Below are 17,491 nucleotides of genomic sequence, written 5' to 3' on the forward strand. Positions count from 1 at the left end.
CCCCTCTCCGGACGGGTGGCGATGCCCCCCGCACAATCTGCGTACGGTCGTTGCTGTGGGTCAGGCCCTGACGAGAGGCTAGTACCAGCACATGAAAGTCGTCGTCGTCGAGTCGCCGGCCAAGGCCAAGACGATCAACAAGTATCTCGGCCGCGACTATGAGGTTCTCGCCTCGTTCGGCCATATCCGGGACCTTCCAGCCAAGGACGGCTCCGTCGATCCGGAGGCGGACTTCCACATGCTGTGGGAGCTCGACGATCGCGGATCGAAGCGCGTCTCCGACATCGTCAAGGCGCTGAAGGGCGCCGACGGCCTGATTCTCGCCACCGACCCGGATCGCGAGGGCGAGGCCATCTCCTGGCACGTGGTCGAGGCCCTCACCGCCCGCCGCGCCCTCAAGGGCATGCCCGTGGAGCGCGTGACCTTCAACGCCATCACCAAGGCGGCGGTGGAGACCGCCATGCGCCAGCCCCGGCAGATCGACCAGGCCCTGGTCGACGCCTACCTGGCCCGCCGCGCCCTCGACTACCTCGTGGGCTTCAACCTCTCGCCGGTGCTTTGGCGCAAGCTGCCGGGCGCCCGCTCGGCCGGCCGCGTGCAGTCGGTCGCGCTGCGCCTCGTCTGCGAGCGCGAGCGCGAGATCGAGGTCTTCAAGCCGCGGGAATACTGGTCCCTGGTGGCGACCCTGGTGACGGAGACCGGCGCCAGCTTCGAGGCCCGCCTCACCGGCGCGGACGGCAAGCGCATCCAGCGCCTGGACGTCGGCACCGGCGAGGAGGCGGCGGCGTTCAAGCGCGACCTCGAACTCGGCACCTTCTCGGTCGGCAGCGTCGAGGCCAAGCCCGCCAAGCGCCACCCCGCCCCGCCCTTCACCACCTCGACCCTGCAGCAGGAGGCCTCCCGCAAGCTCGGGATGGCGCCGGCCCAGACCATGCGCGCCGCCCAGAAGCTCTACGAGGGCGTCGAGATCGACGGCGAGACGGTGGGCCTGATCACCTACATGCGGACCGACGGCGTCGACATGGCGCCGGAGGCGATCGCCGATGTCCGGCGGGTCATCGGCAAGGAATACGGCGAGCGCTACCTGCCGGGGGCGCCGCGCAAGTACAGCGTCAAGGCCAAGAACGCCCAGGAGGCGCACGAGGCCGTGCGTCCCACCGACATGAGCCGGCTGCCCAAGACGGTGGCCCGCACCGTCGATGCCGAGCAGGCCAAGCTCTACGAGCTGATCTGGACCCGCACCGTCGCGAGCCAGATGGAATCGGCCGAGCTGGAGCGCACCACCGTCGATGTCGTCGCCCAGGTCGGGCCGCGGACGCTGGAGCTGCGCGCCACCGGCCAGGTGGTGAAGTTCGACGGCTTCCTCACCCTCTACCAGGAGGGCAAGGACGACGAGGAGGACGAGGACGGCCGTCGCCTGCCGCCGATGAAGGCGGGCGACCCGCTGAAGCGCGAGCGCATCGCCTCGACCCAGCACTTCACCGAGCCGCCGCCGCGCTATTCCGAGGCCAGCCTCGTCAAGCGCATGGAGGAACTCGGCATCGGCCGGCCCTCCACCTATGCCGCCGTGCTGCAGACCCTGCGCGACCGCGAATACGTGCGGATCGACAAGAAGCGCCTCGTGGCCGAGGACAAGGGCCGCCTCGTCACCGGCTTCCTCGAAAGCTTCTTCAAGCGCTACGTCGAGTACGACTTCACCGCCGACCTCGAGACGCAGCTCGACCGGGTCTCCAACGCCGAGATCGACTGGCGCGAGGTGCTGCGCGACTTCTGGCGCGAGTTCTCCGCGGCCATCGCCGGCACCAAGGAGCTGCGCGTCGCGGAGGTGCTCGACGCCCTCAACGATCTCCTCGGGGCTCACATCTTCCCCGAGAAGGCCGACGGCTCGAACCCGCGCACCTGCCCGACCTGCGGCTCCGGCCAGCTTTCCCTGAAGCTCGGCAAGTTCGGCGCCTTCGTGGGCTGCTCGAACTACCCGGAGTGCAAGTACACCCGCCAGCTCGCCGCCTCCGGCGTCGAGGGCGACGGCGAGGGCTCCTCCGAGAACGGCGGCCAGCCCGGTACCCGGGTGCTCGGCAACGACCCGGTCTCCGGCCTGCCCGTGACGGTGCGCGACGGCCGCTTCGGACCCTTCGTCCAGCTTGGCGAGGCCTCCACCGACAAGGAGGCGCCCAAGCCCAAGCGCTCCTCGATCCCGAAGGGCACCAGCCCGTCCTCGGTCGACCTGGAGATGGCCCTGAAGCTGCTCGCGCTGCCGCGCGAGGTGGCGCGGCACCCCGAGACCGGCGAGCCGATCCTGGCCAATCTCGGCCGCTTCGGACCCTACGTGCAGCACGGCAAGATGTACGCGAATCTCGGGCGCGACGACGACGTGCTGGAGATCGGCGCCAACCGGGCCATCGACCTCATCGTCGCCAAGGAGCAGGGCGGCGGCCGGCGCGGCCCGGCGGCCGATCCGGGCCGTCCCCTCGGCGAGCACCCGGAGACGGGCAAGCCCATCGTGGTGAAGTCGGGCAAGTACGGCCCTTACGTCACCGACGGCACCACCAACGCGACGCTGCCCAAGACCATGGCCGCCGAGGCGGTCGACCTGCCCCAGGCCCTGGAGCTGATCGCCGCCCGGGAAGCCGCGGGCGGGGGCAAGAAGAAGGCCCCGGCCCGCAAGGCGGCGGGCGCCAAGGCTTCGACCAAGACTACAACGAAGAAGACCACGACGAAGAAGGCGCCCACCAAGAAAGCGGTGGCGCAGGAGGCCGACGGGGACGCGGCATCCGCCGCCGAGGTCCCGGCCAAGCCCGCCGCGAAGGCGGCGGCCAAGAAGCCGGCGACGAGCACCGCCAAGGCCGCGGCCGAGAAGCCCGCTGCGGCGGCTCGCAAGAAAGCCTGAGGCGAACAGGCCTGAGGCGAACAGGCCTGAGGCGCGTGGGACAAAGTCCCGACGTCCCGCGGCCGGCGAGGGTTCACCCGGAACCACGCCGGTCGCAGGGGCCCTCGCGCGCGACGGCGCGGACACGAGCCCGGGGGCGCGTCGCCGGCCGGCGTCCGGCAGGAACTTGTCACACCGGTGCCATGCGGGCCGGCTAGCGGGAGGGGTTGCCACCCGCCTTCCCGGACCCGCCCCATGACCGAACCGACGCGCACCCGCTCGCAGGCCGCCGAGGCCGCCGAGGATCGCGGGTCGAACGGCAGCCCGAATCCGACCTTCGGCGACGTGGTGGCGGCGCGCTTCGACCGGCGCGACCTCCTGCGCGGGCTCCTCGGGGTCGGCGCCATCGCGGCGGTGGTGACGCCCCGCGCCCTGGCCGCCGGTGCGGCGCAGGCGGCGGAAGCCCCCGGCACCCGCTTCCCCTTCGCCGAGATCGAAGCGGGCTCGGACGCGCACCACCACGTCGCCGCCGGGCACGAGGCCGAGATCCTGATCCGCTGGGGCGACCCGGTGCTGCCCGGCGCGCCGGCCTTCGATCCGCGCAACCAGACCGCGGCCGCCCAGGGGCAGCAATTCGGCTACAACAACGATTTCGTCGGCTACTTCCCCATGCCGGGGGCGGCCGACCCGGCGGCGCACGGCCTCCTGGTGGTCAACCACGAATACACCAACGAGGAACTGATGTTCCCCGGGCTCGGGCGCCAGGACGGCAAGGCGGTCGACTTCAAGGGCATGACGCGGGAGCTCGTCGACATCGAGATGGCGGCCCATGGCGGCTCGGTCATCGAGATCCGGCGCCAGGATGGCCGCTGGACGGTGGTCCCGGATTCGCAATACGCCCGCCGCATCACGGCCGGGACGCCGATGGTGCTGACCGGCCCGGCCGCCGGCACCGACCGGGTGAAGACCGCCGCCGACCCAACCGGCCGGGCGCCCCTCGGGATGATCAACAACTGCGCCGGCGGCACGACCCCCTGGGGAACGTGGCTGACCTGCGAGGAGAACATCAACTACTACTTCTCCGGCACCCTTCCCGCCGGCTCGCCGGAGGCCGCCAACCACAAGCGCTTCAACCTGCCGGCCGGCGCCTATGCGTGGGGCCGCTTCCACGAGCGCTTCGACCTCGGCCGCGAGCCCAACGAGCCGAACCGCTTCGGCTGGGTGGTGGAGATCGACCCCTTCGACCCGACGAGCGTCCCGAAGAAGCGCACGGCCCTGGGGCGCTTCAAGCACGAGGGCGCGGCCGGCATCGTGGCCAAGCAGGGTCAGTACGTGATCTACCAGGGCGACGACGAGCGCTTCGACTACGTCTACAAGTTCGTCACCGCCGGCCGGGCCGACAGCGGCGACCGCGACCTCCTCGATTCCGGCACCCTGCACGTGGCCCGCTTCGACGCCGACGGGCGCGGCACCTGGATGCCGCTGGTCTTCGGCCAGGGGCCGCTGACGCCCGAGAACGGCTTCGCGTCCCAGGCCGACGTGGTGATCGGCGCCCGCCTCGCCGCCGACCGGCTCGGGGCCACCAAGATGGACCGGCCCGAGGACGTCGAGGCCAACCCGAGGACCGGCAAGGTCTACGTGATGCTGACCAACAATGGGAAGCGCAGGGCGGATCAGGTCGACGGCGCCAACCCGCGCGCCGACAACCGCTTCGGCCACATCGTCGAGCTCACCCCCGACGACGGCGACCACGCCGCCACGGGATTCGCCTGGGAGATCCTGGTCCGCTGCGGCGATCCGGGCATCGCCGCGGTGGGCGCCACCTTCTCGTCGGCCACCACGCCGAACGGCTGGTTCGGGATGCCGGACAATTGCGCCGTCGACGGCCTCGGTCGCCTCTGGGTCGCCACGGACGGCAACGCGCCCTCGCGCACCGGCCGCAACGACGGCATCTGGGCGATGGAGACGGAGGGGGCGGGCCGCGGCACGGGCAAGCACTTCTTCCGCGTGCCCCACGGCGCCGAGATGTGCGGCCCCTACTTCACCCCCGACGACACCACCTTCTTCGTGGCCGTGCAGCATCCCGGCGAGGCCGACGAGGAGGACCCGAAGGCGGTGCCCGCCACCTTCGAGGCGCCCGCCACCCGCTGGCCCGACTTCGACCCGGCGATGCCGCCCCGCCCCGCCGTGCTGACGATCACCCGCCGCGGGGGCGGCCGCGTCGGGACCTGAAGCGGGAGGCAGGCACGGCGCCCGGAGCAACGATCCACGGATCACGCCACCGTCAGCTCTTCTTAACCACCCCCATACCATGTCATGGGGTGGTACGCCCTGTGCGGTGGGGGCTCCCAGCTCCCGCCCCGCGGAGCGGGAACCCCTTTCTGTTTCCGGTTTGTTCCGGTATGGTGAGAGGATGAAGGCGAATGCTGCACGGTCTCACTCTGCGATCCGGCCCGCGAAGCCCGCGGCCTCACCATCACCCGCGCGAGGCGCTCCGGTGAGCGACCCCGCACGCGACCTGTTCGCCGGTGGCAAGGCGCCCCTGCCGAAGCCCACCGAGCGCCGCAAGCTCGACGCCGCCGTGGCGCCGATCGCACCGCCGCCCGCCGCGGCGGAAGCCGGCTACGACGCCTCCACCATCGAGGTTCTGGAGGGGCTGGAGCCGGTGCGGCGCCGCCCCGGCATGTATATCGGCGGCACCGACGAGCGCGCCCTGCACCACCTTTTCGCCGAGGTGATCGACAACTCGATGGACGAGGCGGTGGCGGGCCATGCCAGCTTCATCGAGGTGGAGCTGGAGGAGAGCGGCCACCTCGTCGTCACCGACAACGGCCGCGGCATCCCCGTCGACCCGCACCCAAAATACGAGAACAAGTCCGCCCTCGAGGTCATCATGACCGTCCTGCACGCGGGCGGTAAGTTCGACTCGAAGGTCTACGAGACGTCCGGAGGCCTGCACGGCGTCGGCATCTCAGTGGTCAACGCCCTCTCGGACGAACTCGAGGTCGAGGTCGCCCGCGGCCAGACCCTCTACCGCCAGACCTTTTCGCGGGGCCACGTGCAGGGTCCCCTGGAAACCGTCGGCCGGGTGCAGAATCGGCGCGGCACCCGCGTGCGCTTCCACCCCGATGCCCAGATCTTCGGGGCGCTGAAGTTCGACCCCCGACGCCTGTTCAGGATGGCCCGCTCCAAGGCCTACCTGTTCGGCGGGGTCGAGATCCGCTGGCGCTGCGCCCCCACCCTCCTCGAGGGCATGGACGACGTGCCGGCCGAGACCGTGCACCGCTTCCCCGGAGGCCTGCGCGACTATCTCGCCCGCGATCTCGAGGGCAAGGAGCTCGTCACCGACGCGATCTTCTCCGGCAAGATCACCAAGCCGGGCGGGCACGGCTCCCTCGAATGGGCCGTCGCCTGGATGGTGACCGACGACGGCGTCTCGGCCTCCTACTGCAACACCATCCCGACGGCGGAGGGCGGCACCCACGAGAGCGGCCTGCGCGTCGCCCTGCTGCGGGCCCTGCGCGAGCATGCCGAGCGCGTCGGCCAGGCCAAGCGCATGACGGCGGTGACCACCGACGACGTGATGGCGACCTGCGCCTCGATGCTCTCGGTCTTCATCCGCGAGCCCGAGTTCCAGGGCCAGACCAAGGACAAGCTCGCCACCGTCGAGGCCTCGCGCATCGTCGAGACCGCGATCCGCGACGCCTTCGATCATTGGCTCGCCGCCTCCCCGGCCCAGGCCAACAAGCTGCTCGACTGGGTGATCGACCGCGCGGAGGAGCGCCTGCGCCGGCGCCAGGAGAAGGAGGTCGCGCGCAAGTCCGCCACCCGCAAGCTGCGCCTGCCGGGCAAGCTCGCCGACTGCTCCAAGGCGGGCATGGCCGGCTCGGAGATCTTCATCGTCGAGGGCGACTCGGCCGGCGGCTCGGCCAAGCAGGCGCGCGACCGCGCCACCCAGGCGATCCTGCCCCTGCGTGGCAAGATCCTCAACGTCGCCTCGGCGAGCCGGGACAAGCTCGGCGCCAACCAGCTGATCTCGGACCTAACCCAGGCGCTGGGCTGCGGCACCGGCACGGGCTACCGCTCCGAGGACCTTCGCTACGAGAAGGTGATCATCATGACGGACGCCGACGTCGACGGCGCCCACATCGCCTCGCTGCTGATCACGTTCTTCTACCGGCAGATGCCCAAGCTGATCGACCGCGGGCACCTCTACCTGGCGATCCCGCCCCTCTACCGGATCAGCCAGGGGGCCAAGACGGCCTATGCCCGCGACGACGACCACAAGGCCCAGCTGATCAAGACGGTGTTCAAGAACGGCAAGGTCGAGATCGGCCGCTTCAAGGGCCTCGGCGAGATGATGCCGGCGCAGCTGAAGGAGACCACCATGGACCCCAAGAAGCGCACGCTCCTGCGGGTCGAGGTGCTGGACGAGGCCCGCGACTCCACCGGGGACGCGGTCGAGCGGCTGATGGGCAACAAGCCCGAGGCGCGCTTCACCTTCATCTCCGAGCGCGCGGCCTTCGCCGACGGGGCCGAGCTCGACATCTGAACGCCGATCGCCCGCGCCTTCGGGATTCCGGGGGCACGGGCGACGATCTGCGGTTCCCGAGCGGGCGTCCGCCTCGAAGAGGAGCCCAAACGCAAGAAAGCCCGGCCGCGAGGCCGGGCTTTCTTGTTGACCGGGGCCCGCGCGACCGGATCGATCGCGCGGGAGGCCGTTGGTTCAGATCCTAGTAGGAGCCGAACTTGTAGTTCAGGCCGGCGCGGACGACGGCGAACTCGGTGTCGCGCACCTGACGGCCGCCGCTGACCAGGACGACGCCCGGGCTGGTGGTGGTGACGACGTTGCCGACGTTGTTGACCGCGAAGGCGCCGTTGTTGCGGTTGCCCTGGTCGAGGTTCACGTACAGACCTTCGATCTTCAGCGTGACGGCCGAGGACTTGAAGAAGTTCAGGAACGAGTCGGTGGGGAGCGCGTACTCGACGCCGCCGCCGGCAGCCCAGCCGGTCTGGAAGTCGTCGCGGCTGGAGTTGGTCAGACCGAAGTCACGACCGCCGCCCGAACCGTAGGCGAAGCCGCCGGTGCCGTACACGAGGGTGCGGTCGAAGGCGTAGCCGAGGCGGCCGCGGACGGTGCCGAAGTAGTCGAGGCCCGAGACGCCGGCCGGGTTGAAGACCTGCTGGGCGGCCAGCGGGCCGGTCGAGGAGAAGCGGTTCCGGTCACGACCGAAGTCGACGTACTGGGCGTCGGCCTCGACACCGATCACGACACCGGAGCCCGGGGTGAACTGGTAGTTGTAGCCGATCTGACCACCGCCGACGAAGCCGTCGTTGCTGCGGCCGTTGCCGAAGGCGACGACAGCGGTCGAGCCCGGCAGGACGAGCGTGCTGGCGCCGTTCACGCCGATGACGGTTGCCTGGTTGTTGCTGGAGGCGTCGAAACCGTAACCGGCGTTGAAACCAGCGTAGAAGCCGGTCCAGGTGAACACCGGCACCGGCACGAACACCGGGGGAGCCGCGCGGCGCGGAAGGTCAGCGGCCGAAGCGACGGCAGTCAGGCCGGCGAGCACGGTGGAGGCGAGAAGCAGTCTTTTCATTGGTTTACCTGGTCCTGGTTGGCGAGAGCCGGCGCGCTTGTAGTCCCTGGCCGACGCGAGGTCTGTCGCTTTCCTGCAACAAGGCCACCTATTAGGCCCCCAGATGTCAAAGAAGGGTAAAGGTTAGCGATCGGTCATCCTGGCCTTTGTGCCCAGGTGCCATCACGCACATCCACGAGAAACAGCTGATCTTCGGCTTGTGCATGCCGTGTTGAAATCAAGGCCCAGCTCAACACTTTCTTGAGATCTGCAGCGTCGGCAGCATTCTGCCGGGAGTTGATGCGGATCGGTGTTTTCTTGCCTGCCGCTACGGTGCGCGATGAGGAGACCGTCAGGCGGCGCGGGCCGGCGCGGGAAGACCGCCGAAGCGGCGCTGCCGTCCGGCGAAGGCGTCGAGGGCGGCGGCGAGATCGTCCGCATCGAAGTCCGGCCAGTGCGCCGGCGTGAAGTACAATTCCGCATAGGCGCTCTCCCAGAGCAGGAAGTCCGAGAGGCGCTGCTCGCCGCTGGTGCGGATCACGAGGTCTACATCCGGGACCGCCGCGCCGCTGACCGCATGGCCGAAGGCGGCCGCCGAGGGCGGACCCGCGTCCCCTGCCGCGTCGGCCGCCAGCGTCGCGGCAGCCGCCAGGATCGCCGCCCGGGCGGAGTAGTCGATCGCGACGCGCAGGTGCAGGGCGGTGCCCGCCGCGGTCAGGCGCTCCACCCGGTCGATGGCTGCGGTGAGGCCCTCCGGCAGGCGGTCGCGCCGGCCGATCACGCTGAGACGGATCCCCGCGCGCGCCAGGCGCTCCGCCTCGGTCCGGAGATAGCGCCGCAGCAGGCCCATCATGCCGGCGACCTCTTCCGGCGGCCGGCGCCAGTTGTCGCTGGAAAAGGCGTAGAGCGTCAGCGTGCCGATCCCGGCGCCGGGGGCCGCCGCCACGACCCGCCGGGTCGCCGCGACGCCGGCCCTGTGGCCCGCCAGGCGCGGATATCCGCGCTCGGTCGCCCAGCGGCCGTTGCCGTCCATGATGATGCCGACATGGATTCGGTTCTGCAGAGTGCTTTGCATTGTAAAGTTTCCGAATAAATGGAGGACGGATCTCGGGCGTTGAGCGACGCGGACCTGGATCAGGCCGGGCGGGGCCGGCCGCCGGATTCGGGTTCGGGGGCGCGCTCGGCCGCCTCGGCGGCGTCGCGGACCACGCGTTCCAGCACCGCGAGGTAGTCGAGGAAGCGGCCGCGCCCTGCGGCGGTCAGGCCGCAGGTGGTCAGGGGCCGGTTGCCGTCGTAGCCCTTGCGGATCTCGACGAGTCCCGCCTCCTGCAGCACCTGGAGGTGCCGGCTCAGATTGCCGTCGGTGAGGCCGCAGAGCTGCTTCAGGTCGGAGAAGGCGAGTCCCTTCGGATGCGCGATCAGGGAGGTGAGGAGACCGAGGCGGGCCTTCTCGTGGATGACCCGGTCGAGCCCGTCATAGGCGAAGGGGGCCGCCTCACGCGTCGTCATCGGCCGCCTCCGGGGCTCGGTGACGGGGCGAGGCCGGGTGCGAGATGGAGGCTTGGCGGATGACCAGCGCCATCAACCCCTGCCCGACCCCGAAGGGCAGTCCCATCGCCCAGGGCAGGAGGGCGTGGCTCTCGGCCGTGACCACCAGCACCGCGAGGCCCGCCACGAGGTACCAGGCGCCCACCAGGGCGACCCCGCGCGGCATGACCCGGGCGCCGGCGAAGATCCCGAGGCTGACCAGCACCGGCCACAGGCCGGGCAGCAGCCACAGGCTCTCGGGCGAGACACGCGCCAGCACCAGGGCGAGCAGCGCTCCGGCGGCACCGGCGGGCAGGAACTGCTCCACCGCGTCCCCGATCATCGCGTCGGCGAAGCCGCCGCTGTGGCGGCGGGCCCGGGCCCGCATCTCCCAACCGACGAGGCCGAGGGCGGCACAGGCAGTGGCGATCCAGCCGCCGAAGAAGAGCAGGGGCTGCCCCGTCGGATCGTCGAGGAAGAGGCTCTGCGCCGTGGCCGTCACCAGCGCCAAGCCGGCGGTGGCCGCGAAGGCGGCCGCGCCGTAGCCCCGGAAGGCGCTGCCGCGCACCAGCTGGGCGCGGATCGCGACGATGTCGGCCAGGGCCTTGTCCAGATCCGTCATGGCATGGGCCTCACTCTGTGTTGCAAAGTATATGGGCTCGCAAAGCCGATGCAAGCAAATTCTTTGCGTCGCAAAGTGACCCGGAACAAGCGACCCGGAACAAGTGACCCGGGATAGGTGTGACTTCGCGCTTTGCGCGTACGAGCGTGGGGGCGTCAGGTGCCCGCCAGCAGGCCCGCGAGCGCCGGCGACAGGCCCTCGCTCGCGAGCGGCGGCGTCTCGCCCGCCCGGCGCCCTCCCCCGGCCGCGGCGGCCAGGACGGCGCGGGTCCCGGCTTCCACCGAGCAGAGCACCGGCGCCGGGACGGCGGGCTGGATGCGGGCCGCGAGGCCGGCCAGGGCCGCCCCGCCGAGGATCACCGCCTCGGCGCCGTCCTCCCGGACGCAGGCGGTGCAGGCCGCCGCGAGGAGGCCGAGGGCCGCCTCCGGGTCCGCGGCGATCTCGCCCCCCGTGGGCGCGACGGTGCGCACGCCGGTGAGATGATCGCCGAGGCCGAGGCCGGCGACGAACTCGGTCAGCATCGGTCCCCAGAGGACGCCGCCCGTGACGATGGCGAAGCGCCGCCCGCCCGCATGCGCGGCCCGGCAGGCGGCCTCCGCCATCCCGACCACGGGCATCGGGGCCACCTCGCGCAGGGCGGCGAGGCCGGGATCGCCGAAGCAGGCGAGGTAGACCGCGTCGCAGCCGGCCCCGTGCGCGGCGAAGGCGTCGAGGACGGCGTGACCGGCGATCGCCGCCGCCGCGCGGCTGGCGATGTAGCGGGCCCCAAATCGCCCGGTGACGGGCACCAGGGTGACGCCGTCCCCGGCGATCGACCGGACATGGCCGGCCACGAGGTCTGTGACCGACGCGGTGGTGTTCGGGTTGATGAGCAGGATGCGCAAGGCGGTTCGGACCTCGTCCCGGGTGGCGATGGCGAGGGCCCGAGCAAGGGACCGGCCACGAGCGCGCGGGGCACGGGGTTGCGGATAAGCCGTCCTGCTTGGGTTGCCGTCGATTGACAAGGCCGTGCAAGGCCCTAAGTGTCCCCGCAACGCGTGTGCGCGGCGGGTCGTGTGTCGAAGCCGCCCCTGATGCCAGCCGTCGCCGTGTCGATGTCCTCCGCGCCGGTTGGTCCATTCCCGCGCGCAACGGTTCTCATAGAATATGTCTTTTGCCGACCTCGGATTGAGCGACAAGGTCCTCCAGGCCGTCACGGCGGCCGGTTATTCCGAGCCCACGCCGATCCAGGCCCAGGCCATCCCCCACGTGCTCGCGCGCCGCGACGTCCTCGGCATCGCCCAGACCGGCACCGGCAAGACGGCGGCCTTCACGCTGCCGATGCTGACGCTGCTGGAGAACGGCCGTGCCCGGGCCCGCATGCCGCGCACGCTGATCCTGGAGCCGACCCGCGAGCTCGCCGCCCAGGTGGTGGAGAATTTCGATCGCTACGGCGTCAACCACAAGCTCAACGTCGCCCTGATCATCGGCGGCGTCTCGTTCGCGGAGCAGGACGCCAAGCTGATGCGCGGCACCGACGTGCTGATCGCGACGCCGGGCCGGCTCCTCGACCATTTCGAGCGCGGCAAGCTGCTGCTCACCGGCGTCGAGCTCCTCGTCATCGACGAGGCCGACCGCATGCTCGACATGGGCTTCATCCCCGACATCGAGCGCATCGTGAAGATGGTGCCCTTCACGCGCCAGACCCTGTTCTTCTCCGCCACCATGCCGCCGGAGATCGAGCGGCTGGCCGACATGTTCCTGCACACGCCGCAGCGGATCGAGGTGGCCCGGCCCGCCTCCACCGCCTCGACCATCGTGCAGAAGCTCGTGGCCACCAGTTCCGAGGGGCACGAGAAGCGCGACCTCTTGCGCCGCCTCATCCGGGGCGAGGCCGAGCTGAACAACGGCATCATCTTCTGCAACCGCAAGCGCGACGTGGCGCTGCTGCAGAAGTCCCTGGCGAGCCACGGCTTCAACGTGGCCGCCCTGCACGGCGACATGGACCAGCGCGCCCGCACCATCGCGCTGGACGGCTTCCGCTCGGGCGAGGTGCCGCTCCTGGTGGCCAGCGACGTGGCCGCGCGCGGCCTCGACATCCCGGCGGTGAGCCACGTCTTCAACTTCGACGTGCCGCATCACCCGGAAGACTACGTGCACCGCATCGGCCGCACCGGCCGCGCCGGCCGCGCCGGCCACGCCTTCACCCTGGTCAGCCGGGCCGACGAGCGCTCGCTCCACGCCATCGAGGCCCTGATCGGCCAGCCGATCCCCTGGGCCGAGGGCGACCTCGCCTCGGTGCCCGAATCCGCCCCCTCCGCGGAGGGGGAGTCGACCCGCACGCGCTACCGCGGCAAGACCGGCCGCCAGGTCCGCGGCGGCGAGGCCCGCCGCTCCGAGGGGCGCAAGCCGGACGCCCGAAACTCCGAAGGCCGGAATCCCGAGGCACGCGCCGCATCGGCCGGCCGTGCGGAGCCGAAGGCCGAGAGCGCCCGATCCGAGGCGAGGCCCGAGGCCGGCGACCGGCCCGAGGCGTCCGTCGAGGAGCGCGCCCCCAGGCGTGAGGGGCGCCGGGACGGACGGGGCGGGCGGTCGTCCCGCCGGGGTTCGTCCGAGCGAGCGGCCCCCGAGGCGGAGGTTGCGCAGGATCTCGCCCCCGCTCCCGCGGCCCAGGCCCCGCAGCGGGCACCCCGTCCCGAGCGCGCGGCCGAGCGGTCCCGCGACGAGCGTCGTGCGCCGCGGCGGCGCGGCGACGAGGACGAGGGCGAGACGCCGGTGGGTCTCGGCTCGCACGTGCCGGCCTTCCTCCTGCGTCCGGCCGTGGTCAAATCCTCCAAATAGACCGGTATCCAGACCGGTCTCGTCCGGCGAACGGCGTCGTAAGTCGTTCGCCCAGGCCGACCTTAACGGCATCTCCACGATCGGTTCCGTAGGATACGGCGATGCGGGGACGCTCCGCTCCGGAATCGGGCCGGGGGGATGGGACGGTTGGACGAACGATGGGCGGCAGTCATGGCGACCGCGAACGGAGCTTTGCGCTGGCCGAGCGTGCCAACGCGCTGATTCGCGATTACGGCCCATCGGCCGAGCCGCGCGCCTACGCGGTCTGGTACGCCTACGTCTCGGGCACCCAGCCGCAGATGAACGATGCCCTCAAGCGCCTTACGGCGGCCTCCGGGCGTCTCACCGAGGCCGATGTCGACGGCCTGTTCGAGACCTACCTCGATCCCACGCGCCTGTCGGACGCCACCGAGCGGGCGAGCAGCAGCGTGCTCTCCGAGATCGCCGGGGTGATGGAGGTGCTGGACCTCTCCCTCGGCTCCACCGCGCAGTACGATGCGTCGCTGCGCAACCTGGCGAAGGATCTGGACGGGACGGTCCCGACCGCGGCGAGCGTGCACAAGGTCGTCGCCGCCCTGGTGGCGACCACCCGCGAGGTCACCGCCAACAACCGCACCCTCGAGGCGCGGATGCGCGAGAGCCGGCGCGAGATCGAGACCCTGCGCGAGACCCTGGAGGCGACCCGCCTCGAGAGTCTCACCGATCCGCTCACCGGCCTGTCGAACCGCAAGCATTTCGAGGACAGCCTGTGCCAGCTGGTGCAGGGAGCCTCCGCCGCCGCGCCGGCCTGCCTCGTCGTCGTGGACGTGGATTCGTTCAAGCGCTTCAACGACGTCTACGGCCACATCACCGGCGACCAGGTGCTGCGCCTCGTGGCCTTGGTCATGCGCGAGCATGTCAGCCCCCGCGCCGTCCTTGCCCGCTTCGGCGGCGAGGAATTCGCCATGCTGCTGCCCGCCACCAGCCGGACGGCCGCCTACGCGGTCGCCGAGACGGTGCGGACCAGCGTGATGGCCCGGGAACTCGTGAAGCGCTCCACCGGCGAGTCGCTCGGAAAGATCACGATCTCCCTGGGGCTCGCGGCGCATCGCCCGGGCGACACCGCGGTGTCGCTGCTCGAGCGCGCCGACCAGTGTATGTTCAGGGCCAAGCGCGACGGCCGCAACCGCACGGTCGACGACCTCGACATGGACGTGTCGAGCGTCGCCTGACCCGGCCTTCCGCCTCAGGCGCTGGCGTGGACCGCCTCGGGGTTCACCGGGGTGATCGCCACCGACTCGCCGCAGCCGCAGGCCGAGGTCTGGTTCGGGTTGTTGAACACGAACTGGGACGAAAGCTTGTTGGTCTGGAAGTCCATCTGCGTGCCGAGCAGGAACAGCAGCGCCTTCGGATCGACGAAGACGGTGACGCCGCGATCCTCGACCTTGTCCTCGCCGGGCTTCTGCCCCTCGGCATATTCCATGGTGTAGGACATGCCGGCGCAGCCGCCGTTCTTCACGCCGACCCGGACGCCCGCGATGGGCTGGTCCGCATCCGCGATGATCGCCTTGATCCGATCGGCCGCCGCGTCGGTCAGCGACAGGACCTTGAACTTCGATGCCATGATGTCTCTCCGACAGCCGGGTTCAAGGCCCGGGCGGGTGAGGGTGATTGAACCCGGTTAAGATAAGGATTGCGAGGGCCGGGGTCCATGGCCGACCAAGGACGCGGGCGCCCGCGATCCAAATTCTGTTATGTTCGGCCCGAGAGCGGAGGCTTTCATGGCACAGACGGCGCGACAGGCGATGAGCATCGAGGCGTTCTTTGCCTGGCAGCAGCGCCAGGAGATCCTCTACGAACTCGTCGAGGGCGTGCCGGTGCCGCACGTCAAGATGATGACCGGCGCGAGCACGCAGCATGATCGCGTCACGGTCAACATCATCGGCACCCTCTACGCGCAGTTGCGAGGAACGGGGTGTCGCCCCACCACGGACGACATCGGGCTGCGCACCGGTATCACGACCCTGCGCCGTCCGGACGTGACGGTCGAGTGCGGAGACCTCGTGCCCGATAGCTACGAGAGTCGCCTGCCGAGGCTCGTCGTCGAAGTGCTGTCTCCCTCGACAAGCACCATCGATCGCTTCCGCAAGTTGGAAGAGTACAAGCGACATCCGACCATCGCCTACATCCTCCTCGTCGAGACGCGGTGGCCGAGCGCCACTCTATACCGTCGCGACGGCGAGGGCTGGGAGACGCAGGCCTACGAGGCGATGGACGCGATCGTCGAACTGCCCATCATCGGTGCCCAGCTGGCGCTGTCGGATATCTACGCAGACATGACCTTCATGGACCTGCGCGAGCCCCCGGTCGCCTGACCGCCGGCTACCACATGTCCAGGGCGACGCGGGCCTCGTCGGACATCCGGCTCTGGTCCCACGGCGGGTCGAACACCATCGTGACGGCGCAGGACTGGACGCCCGGCACGGCGGCGACCGCCGTCTCGACCCAGCCCGGCATCTCGCCCGCCACGGGGCAGCCCGGGGCCGTGAGGGTCATGTCGATGGCGACCTTGCGGTCGTCGGCGATGTCGACCTTGTAGATCAGGCCGAGCTCGTAGATGTCGGCCGGGATCTCGGGGTCGTAGACGCTTTTCAGCGCGACCACGATGTCGTCGGTCAGGCGGTCGAGTTCCTCGGGCGGGATCGCCGAGTCGCTCGCGATGGTGGGGGTGTTCGCCCCGCCGGTGATGGCCGAATCGCTCATGAAACTGTCCTCGTCTCGGGGCGGCGCCCCGGATCGCGCGCCCGCGACCCCGCGCGCCGCCGGAATGCGTCAGGCGAACATCATCTCGGCCTTGGCCAGGGCCTCGGCGAGGGCGTCCACTTCCTGCGTCGTATTATACAGGCCGAAGGAGGCGCGACAGGTGGAGGTCGCGCCGAAGCGGGTGAGGAGGGGCATGGCGCAGTGCGTCCCCGCCCGGATCGCCACGCCGTAGCGGTCGATCACGGTGGCGATGTCGTGGGCATGCGCCCCCTTCATCTCGAAGGCGATGACGCCGCCCTTGTCCTTCGCCGTACCGATCATCCGCAGGGAGTTCATGGCGCCGAGGCGCTCCTGGGCATAGGCGAGCAGGGACGCCTCGTGGGCGGCGATCTTCTCGCGCCCGACGCCCATCATGAATTCGAGCGCCGCGCCGAGGCCCACCGCCTCGACGATCGCGGGCGTGCCGGCCTCGAAGCGATGCGGCGGATCGTTGTAGGTGACCGAGTCCTGGCTGACGGTGCGGATCATCTCGCCGCCGCCTTGGTAGGGGGGGAGCCTCTCCAGCCAGTCCTTCTTGCCGTAGAGCACGCCGATGCCGGTGGGCCCGTAGACCTTGTGGCCGGTGAAGACGAAGAAGTCGCAGTCCAGCGCCTTGACGTCGATGGGCTGGTGCACGGCGCTCTGGGCCCCGTCGAGGAGCACCGGCACGCCGTGGGCATGGGCGATGCGCACGATCTCCCGGGCCGGCGTCACCGTGCCGAGAACGTTCGACATGTGGGTGATCGCCACCATTTTCGTCCGCGCGGTGAAGAGCTTCTCGTACTCTTCGACCAGGAAGTTGCCCTGGTCGTCCACGGGCGCCCACTTGATCACCGCCCCACGCCGCTCGCGCAGGAAGTGCCAGGGCACGATGTTGGAATGGTGCTCCATGATCGAGAGGATGATCTCGTCCCCCTCCCCGATCAGGCCGGCCCAGCCCATGGACGAGGCCACGAGGTTGTAGGCCTCGGTGGCGTTGCGGGTGAAGATGATCTCGTCGGTGGAGTCGGCGTTGAGGAACTGCCGCGTGGTCTCGCGCGCGCCCTCGAAGCCCTCCGTGGCGGCGTTCGCCATGAAGTGCAGGCCGCGATGGACGTTGGCGTAGCCCGTCTCCATGCAGTTCACCATGGCGTCGATGACCGCGCGCGGCTTCTGCGACGAGGCCGCGTTGTCGAGATAGACCAGCGGCCGGCCATAGACCTTCTCGGCGAGGATCGGGAACTGCGCCCGGATCGCCGCGACGTCGTAGGGGGTGTTCGGGACGGGTGCGTTCATGGGTGGACCTGTGTGGTGTCG

At 70.5% G+C, this 17,491-nt stretch carries 14 protein-coding genes; 6 read left to right on the forward strand and 8 right to left on the reverse strand.

Going from position 1 to position 17,491, the window contains the following annotated elements; translation table 11 throughout:
- Window positions 1-91 precede the first annotated feature (91 nt).
- From topA to parE, 3 genes are all read left to right on the forward strand, one after another.
- Window positions 92-2,887 carry a type I DNA topoisomerase gene (gene topA / locus AC1MGR_RS15495; protein ID WP_480232180.1) on the forward strand — a complete coding sequence of 932 codons (2,796 nt, stop codon included), beginning with the start codon at window positions 92-94 and terminating at the stop codon, window positions 2,885-2,887.
- Window positions 2,888-3,121: 234 nt separating this feature from the next.
- Window positions 3,122-5,098, forward strand: a complete 1,977-nt coding sequence (locus AC1MGR_RS15500) for a PhoX family protein (RefSeq protein WP_480232181.1) — start codon at window positions 3,122-3,124, stop codon at window positions 5,096-5,098.
- 265 nt (window positions 5,099-5,363) lie between these two features.
- Complete coding sequence (parE, locus tag AC1MGR_RS15505) at window positions 5,364-7,418, forward strand: DNA topoisomerase IV subunit B (RefSeq protein ID WP_108040772.1); 2,055 nt, start codon at window positions 5,364-5,366, stop codon at window positions 7,416-7,418.
- Window positions 7,419-7,599: 181 nt separating this feature from the next.
- On the opposite strand, the gene AC1MGR_RS15510 is transcribed toward parE, so the two are convergent.
- The 5 genes from AC1MGR_RS15510 to AC1MGR_RS15530 form a co-directional block, all read right to left on the reverse strand.
- A complete protein-coding gene (locus tag AC1MGR_RS15510; protein WP_480232182.1) occupies window positions 7,600-8,466 on the reverse strand; it encodes an outer membrane protein in 867 nt (288 codons plus the stop codon).
- 331 nt (window positions 8,467-8,797) lie between these two features.
- Window positions 8,798-9,520 (reverse strand): di-trans,poly-cis-decaprenylcistransferase, encoded by a 723-nt coding sequence (locus AC1MGR_RS15515; RefSeq protein WP_480232183.1) that lies wholly within the window; start codon window positions 9,518-9,520, stop codon window positions 8,798-8,800.
- A 59-nt stretch (window positions 9,521-9,579) separates the two neighbouring features.
- Window positions 9,580-9,954 carry a transcriptional regulator gene (locus AC1MGR_RS15520; RefSeq protein WP_480232184.1) on the reverse strand — a complete coding sequence of 125 codons (375 nt, stop codon included), beginning with the start codon at window positions 9,952-9,954 and terminating at the stop codon, window positions 9,580-9,582.
- A complete protein-coding gene (locus AC1MGR_RS15525; protein WP_480232185.1) occupies window positions 9,941-10,594 on the reverse strand; it encodes a hypothetical protein in 654 nt (217 codons plus the stop codon). Before AC1MGR_RS15525 ends, AC1MGR_RS15520 begins: the two co-directional genes overlap by 14 nt.
- Window positions 10,595-10,749: 155 nt before the next feature.
- Window positions 10,750-11,478, reverse strand: a complete 729-nt coding sequence (locus tag AC1MGR_RS15530; protein WP_108040539.1) for an aspartate/glutamate racemase family protein — start codon at window positions 11,476-11,478, stop codon at window positions 10,750-10,752.
- Between the two features lie 262 nt (window positions 11,479-11,740).
- Here AC1MGR_RS15530 and AC1MGR_RS15535 point away from each other — a divergent pair, with 262 nt between their 5' ends.
- Window positions 11,741-13,414, forward strand: a complete 1,674-nt coding sequence (locus AC1MGR_RS15535) for a DEAD/DEAH box helicase (RefSeq protein WP_480232186.1) — start codon at window positions 11,741-11,743, stop codon at window positions 13,412-13,414.
- A gap of 158 nt (window positions 13,415-13,572) precedes the next feature.
- Window positions 13,573-14,625, forward strand: a complete 1,053-nt coding sequence (locus AC1MGR_RS15540) for a GGDEF domain-containing protein (protein WP_480232187.1) — start codon at window positions 13,573-13,575, stop codon at window positions 14,623-14,625.
- A gap of 14 nt (window positions 14,626-14,639) precedes the next feature.
- On the opposite strand, the gene AC1MGR_RS15545 is transcribed toward AC1MGR_RS15540, so the two are convergent.
- Window positions 14,640-15,017 carry a HesB/IscA family protein gene (locus tag AC1MGR_RS15545; RefSeq protein ID WP_056469484.1) on the reverse strand — a complete coding sequence of 126 codons (378 nt, stop codon included), beginning with the start codon at window positions 15,015-15,017 and terminating at the stop codon, window positions 14,640-14,642.
- A 157-nt stretch (window positions 15,018-15,174) separates the two neighbouring features.
- Here AC1MGR_RS15545 and AC1MGR_RS15550 point away from each other — a divergent pair, with 157 nt between their 5' ends.
- The gene (locus AC1MGR_RS15550) at window positions 15,175-15,768 is read left to right on the forward strand and encodes a Uma2 family endonuclease (RefSeq protein WP_480232188.1); all 594 of its coding nucleotides are present in this window, start codon (window positions 15,175-15,177) and stop codon (window positions 15,766-15,768) included.
- A gap of 7 nt (window positions 15,769-15,775) precedes the next feature.
- Here AC1MGR_RS15550 and AC1MGR_RS15555 read toward each other — a convergent pair whose 3' ends face one another.
- Together AC1MGR_RS15555 and AC1MGR_RS15560 are read right to left on the reverse strand one after the other, a co-directional pair.
- Window positions 15,776-16,156 (reverse strand): SUF system Fe-S cluster assembly protein, encoded by a 381-nt coding sequence (locus AC1MGR_RS15555; RefSeq protein ID WP_055954150.1) that lies wholly within the window; start codon window positions 16,154-16,156, stop codon window positions 15,776-15,778.
- A 69-nt stretch (window positions 16,157-16,225) separates the two neighbouring features.
- Window positions 16,226-17,470 (reverse strand): cysteine desulfurase, encoded by a 1,245-nt coding sequence (locus AC1MGR_RS15560; protein WP_108040533.1) that lies wholly within the window; start codon window positions 17,468-17,470, stop codon window positions 16,226-16,228.
- Window positions 17,471-17,491 lie beyond the last annotated feature (21 nt).

It is taken from the genome of Methylobacterium sp. BI1 (assembly GCF_056680125.1).